The following is a 7,861-nucleotide window of genomic DNA, read 5'->3' on the forward strand; positions in this document are numbered from 1 at the left end:
CCTAAAACGGTGCAATTATTTTCAAATGTGGTCAAGATTTTACATTCCGTAACAATATAGTTTCACTAACTTATTGCCTAGTAAAAATAAACCCTGTAAGCAAAATATCCCCAGATCAATTATTAGGGTAATTTAACTCGTAATATTGGCTAAAAAATGTACCGTCAGCTAAAAAACACTTTTAAAATACTATAACTAATTGATTTATAAGGATTTTATTTCATTGGTTAAAAAATGAGCAATTTCAGCTTGTGTGGCAGTTATGCAGCTTAGATGACACTTTCAATTGCTTGTGCACAGACTTATCCACAGAAATTGTGGACACCGTTGGCAAAGCTAAGCACCGTGCGGTTTGCATTGATTTCCGGTAAAAACGTCATTTTCCTGCCGGAGATATTTTGTAAAACACAAGCCCTTGGCAGGTTTTATTTTTGCTCATTTTTATCAACATTTGCTTGTTTTTACATTATTAACCTGAATGCATTTCGACCTTAGTCTTAAAGACTAAAAGGTCATAGTTTTTAGCCCAATTACATTCTTTAATTATGTTCGAAGCAATCGACTGCTAAAAACAAATAAAAGGAGCGATAGTATGAGCTATAAAGTAGAGCACTCTGCTGCTGCATCAGAAAAAAATGCATTTTGGCTTGAACAAGCCCAAAAACTGACATGGTATAAACAGCCTACAGTTGGATACAGTCAAAACCTGCAAGGTAATGATGTTTGGTTTGCCGACGGAGAGTTAAATACAGCCTATTTAGCACTAGATGTGCATGTTGAAGCTGGGCGGGGTGAGCAAACCGCCTTGATTTACGATTCACCTGTTACCAATACCATGCAGCATTACAGTTACAAAGAACTATTAGACGAAGTGGCCCTATGTGCGGGTATGCTAAAAGCCATGGACGTGACAAAGGGTGATCGAGTTGTGCTGTATACGCCAATGATTCCGCAAGCGGTTATTGCTATGCTTGCTTGCGCGCGATTAGGTGCTATTCATTCGGTCGTGTTTGGCGGTTTTGCCCCTAATGAACTCGCCGTTAGGCTAAATGATGCAACACCCAAGGTATTGCTCACAGCAACGGGTGGTATAGAACCTAATAAAATTATCGACTATCAGCCAATGGTGATCGATGCACTCGCCCAAGCAGATCATGAACCGAACCATATTGTGATTTGGGAACGTCCAGAAATTAAACAAACTGCGCCATTCAATAACTGGCAAGACCTATTATTAGAGGCTGAACTAGCCGATTGTGAAGCAGTTCAAGCAACGGACCCGCTTTATATCTTGTATACCTCCGGCACAACAGGCACACCCAAAGGTGTCGTTCGTGATAACGGTGGCCATGCGGTAGCCATGAACTATTCCATGGCTGCACTTTACAACGTTAAGCAAGGTGATGTGTTTTGGGCTGCCTCCGATGTGGGTTGGGTGGTCGGTCACTCTTATATCGTTTATGCGCCGCTGATTGCTGGCTGTACGACTGTTTTGTACGAAGGTAAGCCAATTGGGACACCAGATGCGGGCTCCTTTTGGCGAGTGTGTGAGGAGCATAAGGTTAATTTGTTATTTGCAGCGCCTACGGCTTTTCGCGCGATCAAAAAATCGGACCCTGAGGGTAAATTGATTGATCACTATGATTTATCGACTCTAAAAACCATTTTCATGGCAGGAGAGCGGTTAGATCCAGCAACCCTGGTATGGACTGAATCCCATTTATCCAAACCAGTGATCGATCATTGGTGGCAAACTGAAACTGGTTGGGCCATTGCCGGAAATCCACTCGGTATTGAAACCTTTGCCGTCAAACCTGGCAGTGCAGGCCGGCCCTTACCCGGTTTCAATGTTGAAATTGTCGATCACGCAGGGCAAAGCTGTGTACCCATGCAGCAAGGTTTCATTGCGTTGAAACGACCGTTACCACCAGGTTGCTTGCAAACTATTTGGCAAAACCCAAAACGTTATGAGTCAGCTTATTTAACCCAGTTCCCCGGCTATTATGCTTCCGGCGACGGGGGTTACTTAGACGAAGAAGGCTATTTATTCGTCATGGGTCGCATAGACGATGTAATCAACGTAGCAGGGCATCGTCTCTCCACTGGCGAAATGGAAGCGATCATCAGCGAGCATCCATCGGTAGCGGAGTGTGCCGTCATTGGCATACAGGATGAGCTTAAAGGCCAGTTACCTTTAGGGTTAGTGGTACTTAAAGATGGCGACTACATCGACCCAGAAACACTAGAAGAACAACTAGTGGCCAGCGTCAGAGCAAAAATTGGGGCGATTGCGTGTTTTAAACAGGCGCATGTTGTTGAACGCTTGCCAAAAACCCGCTCAGGCAAAATATTACGTGCAACGTTACGTAAAATGGCCGACGGCGAAGAATACACTGTACCGTCAACCATTGACGACCCCGCTATTTTAGATGAAATACAAGCACAACTCAGCGCCACTAATTTATAAAACCTAATATTAGCGATGGCATACAAGTTTGAGCAGAGGTGCTGTAAAAAAAGGGCGTTCATTGGCATGGATGCCAATGACGAGCCACCATGGATGGTTTCACGGCGCGCCTATTTTTACAGCACCTCAGCTCAGGCAAGCCACATACTCTAGAGCGCTTTTTAAGTTATTTCGTTAAAGGGCTACTAATGACGTTTCTCAGTTGAAGATTATTCAGCTTGAGTTCATGCTCACAGGGTTAATCTTTCTGTAATGCTACGAAGGAGACCCATTATGAATTCTAAACTATCAATTGCTGCAGTGGCTTTCACTACCTTGTCAGCCATGTCTTTTGCTGATTCTGATCGTTACGACGATGACTATTACTCGCAAGAAAGTCGTCGTGCTCAAAACTCGCATGTGTTTTATGTCGAAGGCAGAGTCATTAGTGCCGCGCCGATTTACGATACCTACTGGTATTACCGCTCACGTGGGGACAGTAATCGATCTGATCGCTATGACGAAGTATGTCGAATTCGTGATGTTGAAATCTATCGAGAATCTAGCGGCTCTCGTGGCAACCCAGCGGCAGGCGCTATCATCGGCGGTGCCATTGGTGCCCATGTTGGTTCATCTTCGGGTGGTAGTCGAGACTCGGCGGTCATCGGTGCCATAGCCGGTGGTGTTATCGGCAGCGTGATCGGCAACGAAGTCAGCCGCAGCAACGACACTACCGTACATTACCGAGTTGAGCGTGACTGTGATACTCGCTATCGACAAGAGTACCGCGAACTAATAGGCTATGACGTTCGCTACCGATACAATGGTCGTGAATTTTCCATGCAAACGCAGCAGCATCCTGGCCGATACGTTCAATTGAAAGTGGAGGTGCAGCCTACTGCGCGTTAGTTTTCGTACTTAGGGGCTGCAATGAAAAGAATGATTCTAGGGGCAATGTTGTCTGTCATGGTAACTTGGGTGTTTGCTGCCAACGATTGGCCAGATACCCACCCTTGTACACACGAGGCGATACCACTGACCTCTGAAAACCAAGTGGTTGCAGCGGTAGAGTGCATCTACCAAGGGCGTGTTGCTAAGGTTGAAAAGCAAAATGGCACCAACCCGCCCTGGTTTTATCGACTCAGAGTGTTAGATTCCAGTGGGCGTATCAAGGAAGTTGATATTCATCCGCAAACTGGTTTACCTATAAATAAAGCAGAAAGGGAGGCCGTTTATGAGGCTCTTAATCGTCGAGGATGAAACCGGATTGCGCGAACACCTGCAAACGGGCTTTAAAAAAGAAGGCTTTGCTGTCGATGTCAGTGGAGATGGTCAAGAAGGTTTGTTTTTTGGTTTAGAAACAGATTATGACGCCGCCATTATTGACATTGGTTTGCCGAGTATAGATGGCCTAGAGGTTATCAAACAGCTGCGCGAACAAAATAAAAATTACCCAGTAATTGTTTTAACTGCCCGTGGTCATTGGAAAGACAAAGTTGAAGGCTTAGAAGCCGGTGCCGATGATTACCTAGCCAAGCCTTTTGTCTTTGATGAATTAATGGCGCGGGTAAAGGCCTTGGTGCGACGCAGTGTGGGTATGTCGAGCCCAACGCTTCAGTTGGGTGAATACGAGTTAGACACCGCAGCAAAATCGGTCTCTGTTGCAGGAAGTATCGTTGAACTGACCAGCTATGAATATAACACCCTTGAATATTTGATGACCCACAAAGATAAAGTTGTATCTAAAACCGAACTTACGACGCATTTGTATGAACAAGATTACGACCGTGACAGTAACGTGATCGAAGTGTTTGTGCGCCGGTTACGTAAAAAGCTAGATCCACAAGGCGAACGCAACCCTATTGTTACCCAACGCGGACAAGGCTACCGATTTAATCAAGGTGACAGCGCGTAACGCCTATGCAAGTTAAACAACCTTTGTCGTTAACCAAACGGCTGATCGGTTCAGCCGCTTGCCTTATTCTTTTTTTTCTCGGCATTACTGGCTACGCGTTAGACCGAGCCTTTGTGCAAAGCCAAAACGCAGCTCAAGCTGAACGTCTCTTTATTCGGACCTTTAGTTTATTGTCGTTGGCTGAGCTAGATGATGTCACCCTGACATTGCCGAGAGCCCTGCGTGAAGAGCGTTTTAATACACCAGAATCTGGTTTGATTGGCTTAGTCATCAATGAACAGCGGCAATCGGTTTGGGAAAGTTTATCGAGTGAGTGGTTTACCGAAGGCGAATGGGTACGCAGTCGAGCTAATTTAGCCCCAGGCGGTGAACAGTTTGGTCAGCATAAAGGTTTTGTTTATCAGCGTAATGGCTTTATTTGGGAAGACGCGACTAACCAAGATCGCTACTTTGAATTTTGGGTATTAGAAGATGCCGCACCTTTGAATTCCTCAATTGCAACCTATCGACAGCAGCTTTGGGGCGGCTTAAGCACTGCTTCTGTTGCCTTGTTGTTAGTGCTGGCATTGGTCACTAAATGGGGGTTAACACCGCTGCATTTATTGGCGCTGCAGTTAACTCGTATTCGCCAAGGTGAAGCCGACCAATTACAAGGTAATTACCCAAGCGAACTTAAGCCGCTAACAGACAGTTTGAACCAACTATTGCATGCCGAACAAAGCCAGCGTGAACGCTATCGCAAAGCCATGGGTGATTTAGCGCACAGCTTAAAAACGCCCCTGGCGGTGATGAAAACCTTGCAATGCGATGATCAAAATACCTTAAACGAGCAGGTTGATCGGATGAATCAAATTGTTCGATATCAATTGCAGCGCTCTGTGACCGATGCTCGTCAAGGTCCTGTATTAGGCCAAACTTGTGACCTGATTGCTGCATTAGCGCGATTAGGGCGTGCCCTCGATAAAGCCTTTTTAGAAGAAGATAAGGTGCTCGATTTACCATCGAGCGACGAGGTGGTTTTATTGGCGATGGACAGCAATGATGTGCTCGAAGTGCTCGGCAACTTAATTGAAAATGCATTTAAATATGGCCGCTCAGTAATTTGCGTTGAAGTAGATCAGCACAGTGAAAGCAATAAAGTGGTCGTGCATATCGATGATGACGGTGAAGGCATAGCACCAGAAGCCAGAGAGCGAATTTTACAGCGTGGTAAGCGCTTAGATAGCTTACAACCAGGGCAAGGTATTGGTTTGGCAATGACACAAGATATTTTGATGAGCTACAACGCAACGATTGACGTTTCAACAAGTCCATTTGGTGGCGCTCGGTTCACTGTTAGCCTGCCCAAGGCTCTGGTTTAGCTGGCAAGATTGGTAATGATCTTGGACCAATAAAACCAAAAACCAAATAAAGTAAGTGCCAACAATATCAGCAGGTGCACTCGTTTTGGGTCGTTTTTACGTCTAGAGCGAAACGGTGAGCAAAATAAAGCGGCTAGGGTAAACAAAGTGCAGGCACCAAGCGCCCAAGGTAACCATTCGGCCCAGTCTTCAAGCCAGAAGCTTCTGACCTCTAACTCATGATACCGATTGATAATGGAGTTTTGTTCAGGCGCAGCGAGCCAGACAATCACTTGCCAGACAATTAGGCTTAACCAGGCCAGCGAGGCTAAGACCCTGATTGTTATAACGAGCTTGTCTTGATGTTGGCGTCTTTCGTTCAAAATATACTCACTTAAAGTACTAGGGTGTGACCGTTATCTTTTAACCATTTTCGATCAAGTTGATAGCTCGGGTGAATGGCTTGAACCTGTTGCCAAAACTGCTCTGAGTGGTTCAAATGTTTTAAATGGCTCACTTCATGCGCTATAAGATAATCTATCACAGACTCAGGTGCCATTAGAATCAACCAGTTGTATTGAATGCGACCTGTCGCGGTGCAGTGACCCCATTTGGTTTTTGTGCGTCTGAAGCGAATATCTGTCAGCTTGTGTTGCCAGTTTAATGTGCTCACTAGGTCGAGAGTTTTATTGTGCAGTACATACTTTGCTTTGGTCAGGTAAAAATCAGCGAGCAGATGGTGAATATGGTTTTTTTCTTGGTTTTTTGCATACAAAATAAGTCGCTCATCTTCATCACGCCAGCCCAGCTTATTACCTTGAACTATCTGAACTTTTAACTGCTTACCTATAAAAGGTATATGGCGACGAACGCTAAAATCTGGTTTCTCGGTTATCTGCTGGGCTTGCTCGGCCAACACCTTAATGAGCCATTGTTGTTTGGAATGAATAAAATCAGTTAACTCGCTGACGGCAACGTGATGAGGGGCGCGAACTTCTATTTGTCGCTCTTTAACATAAAGCCCAATGGTTTTACGTTTGTTTGAACGTACCAGTTTAATGGGCTGTTGCTGCCAGTTTAACTGAGTCATTGTACGGTAGAGCTCGCTGGCATCATTTGTTTGGTTATCGGGTCTAAAAGGTGCTCTAATCCTTCGCTGCGTAATAACAAAGCTAAGGCCAATAATTGGCCCAATCTGCCATTCGGGAAACCCTTGTTTTGGAACCACAGCAAATACTCTTCAGGCAGTTTTATTAACTTGCGGCCTTGATACTTTCCGAAGGGCATGGTGGTATGGGCTAACTCGATTAAATCACTGGGTTCAAGATTCATTAATGGCCACTGTATGTCAAAAATTGAAGATTTACCGCCGCTGGTTAAAAAGCAGGCAGAACACTCGATCGCGAAGCTATTGCAATACCCGCCAAAGGGTAAGCGATTATTTGTGTCTTTTAAAGGGCGTCGAGTATTAATTCAAGAAGAAGTGCCACACCCTACAAAGTCAATTAACGTTAGATTACCGTTCGCATTGCTAGATTTTACGGACTCTGGCTGGCTTCTGTTGTTCCGAGGCTCAGAGGGCGGCTGGCAAAGCGTTCCAGAAGATAAACCCAACGCTAATTTAGACGATAAAATCGCGTTAATTCGGGTCGATCCGCATGGTGTTTTTTGGCGTTAAACTTGTCTTTCTAGGTGCCGTGGCTATAGATATGACACCGTATGAGGGTTGGCCAAAGGTCTTATTTTAACAAGCCTCAGCGAGAGGGATCTCGCTGTGGAGTGACACAAGGATGTGCTCGAACGACTTGTTAAAATAAGACCTTTGGTTAGCCCGTAGTAATCCACAGAACCTAGACGGGCACTAACGAGTTGCTTTCCAGTAGTCCTCAATCATCGCTAAACCATGGTTAAGCGATTCTGTATCGGTTCCGAAATTCAGTCGGACATTGTGCTTTTGACCAAAAAATACGCCTTCACTGGGCATAACACCGGCTTTAATAAAGTGAGGTGTAAGGTCAATATGGCTGTCAGTGCTTTCTATCCATGCTAAGAAAGTCGCCGATTGAGGCTTAAACGACATGCCTTCTAGGTTATTGATGACCTGAGCGACGCGTTGTTGGTTGCTGGCTAAATGTTTTAGCAGTTCTGCGTGCCAATCGT

9 protein-coding genes and 1 pseudogene are annotated in these 7,861 nt (G+C 45.1%); 6 read left to right on the forward strand and 4 right to left on the reverse strand.

The annotated features are described in order from the left end of the window. Positions 1 to 592: 592 nt before the first annotated feature. From ACI882_RS12280 to ACI882_RS12300, 5 genes are all read left to right on the forward strand, one after another. Entirely contained in the window at positions 593 to 2,467 is a 1,875-nt protein-coding gene (locus tag ACI882_RS12280; RefSeq protein WP_411743958.1) for a propionyl-CoA synthetase, read from the forward strand. 273 nt (positions 2,468 to 2,740) lie between these two features. Beyond that, the gene (locus tag ACI882_RS12285; RefSeq protein WP_411745501.1) at positions 2,741 to 3,355 is read left to right on the forward strand and encodes a glycine zipper 2TM domain-containing protein; all 615 of its coding nucleotides are present in this window, start codon (positions 2,741 to 2,743) and stop codon (positions 3,353 to 3,355) included. A gap of 21 nt (positions 3,356 to 3,376) precedes the next feature. After that, complete coding sequence (locus ACI882_RS12290; protein WP_411745502.1) at positions 3,377 to 3,706, forward strand: PepSY domain-containing protein; 330 nt, start codon at positions 3,377 to 3,379, stop codon at positions 3,704 to 3,706. Beyond that, positions 3,681 to 4,361 carry a response regulator transcription factor gene (locus ACI882_RS12295; RefSeq protein ID WP_411745503.1) on the forward strand — a complete coding sequence of 227 codons (681 nt, stop codon included), beginning with the start codon at positions 3,681 to 3,683 and terminating at the stop codon, positions 4,359 to 4,361. The genes ACI882_RS12290 and ACI882_RS12295 overlap by 26 nt, the downstream gene beginning before the upstream one ends. A 5-nt stretch (positions 4,362 to 4,366) precedes the next feature. After that, positions 4,367 to 5,722 (forward strand): ATP-binding protein, encoded by a 1,356-nt coding sequence (locus tag ACI882_RS12300; RefSeq protein WP_411745504.1) that lies wholly within the window; start codon positions 4,367 to 4,369, stop codon positions 5,720 to 5,722. Here the strand turns inward: ACI882_RS12300 and ACI882_RS12305 are convergent. Genes ACI882_RS12305 through ACI882_RS12315 form a run of 3 tightly spaced genes read right to left on the reverse strand, consistent with a single transcriptional unit; the run spans position 5,719 to position 7,033 of the window. Further along, the gene (locus ACI882_RS12305; protein ID WP_411745505.1) at positions 5,719 to 6,084 is read right to left on the reverse strand and encodes a hypothetical protein; all 366 of its coding nucleotides are present in this window, start codon (positions 6,082 to 6,084) and stop codon (positions 5,719 to 5,721) included. The genes ACI882_RS12300 and ACI882_RS12305 overlap by 4 nt on opposite strands. 11 nt (positions 6,085 to 6,095) lie before the next feature. Further along, on the reverse strand, positions 6,096 to 6,791 hold the full coding sequence (locus tag ACI882_RS12310) for a M48 family metallopeptidase (protein ID WP_411745506.1): 696 nt from the start codon (positions 6,789 to 6,791) through the stop codon (positions 6,096 to 6,098). Next, positions 6,788 to 7,033, reverse strand: coding sequence for a DUF3820 family protein (locus ACI882_RS12315; protein WP_411745507.1), 246 nt, complete (start codon positions 7,031 to 7,033; stop codon positions 6,788 to 6,790). Before ACI882_RS12315 ends, ACI882_RS12310 begins: the two co-directional genes overlap by 4 nt. A gap of 13 nt (positions 7,034 to 7,046) precedes the next feature. Between ACI882_RS12315 and ACI882_RS12320 the strand changes: the two genes are divergently transcribed. After that, positions 7,047 to 7,379 (forward strand): hypothetical protein, encoded by a 333-nt coding sequence (locus ACI882_RS12320; RefSeq protein ID WP_411745508.1) that lies wholly within the window; start codon positions 7,047 to 7,049, stop codon positions 7,377 to 7,379. Between the two features lie 183 nt (positions 7,380 to 7,562). On the opposite strand, the pseudogene ACI882_RS12325 reads toward ACI882_RS12320, so the two are convergent. Then, positions 7,563 to 7,861, reverse strand: a pseudogene (locus ACI882_RS12325) (hypothetical protein); the annotation flags it as partial.

The organism is Reinekea sp., assembly GCF_046710285.1.
In the GTDB taxonomy this organism is placed as follows: Bacteria; Pseudomonadota; Gammaproteobacteria; order Pseudomonadales; family Natronospirillaceae; genus Reinekea.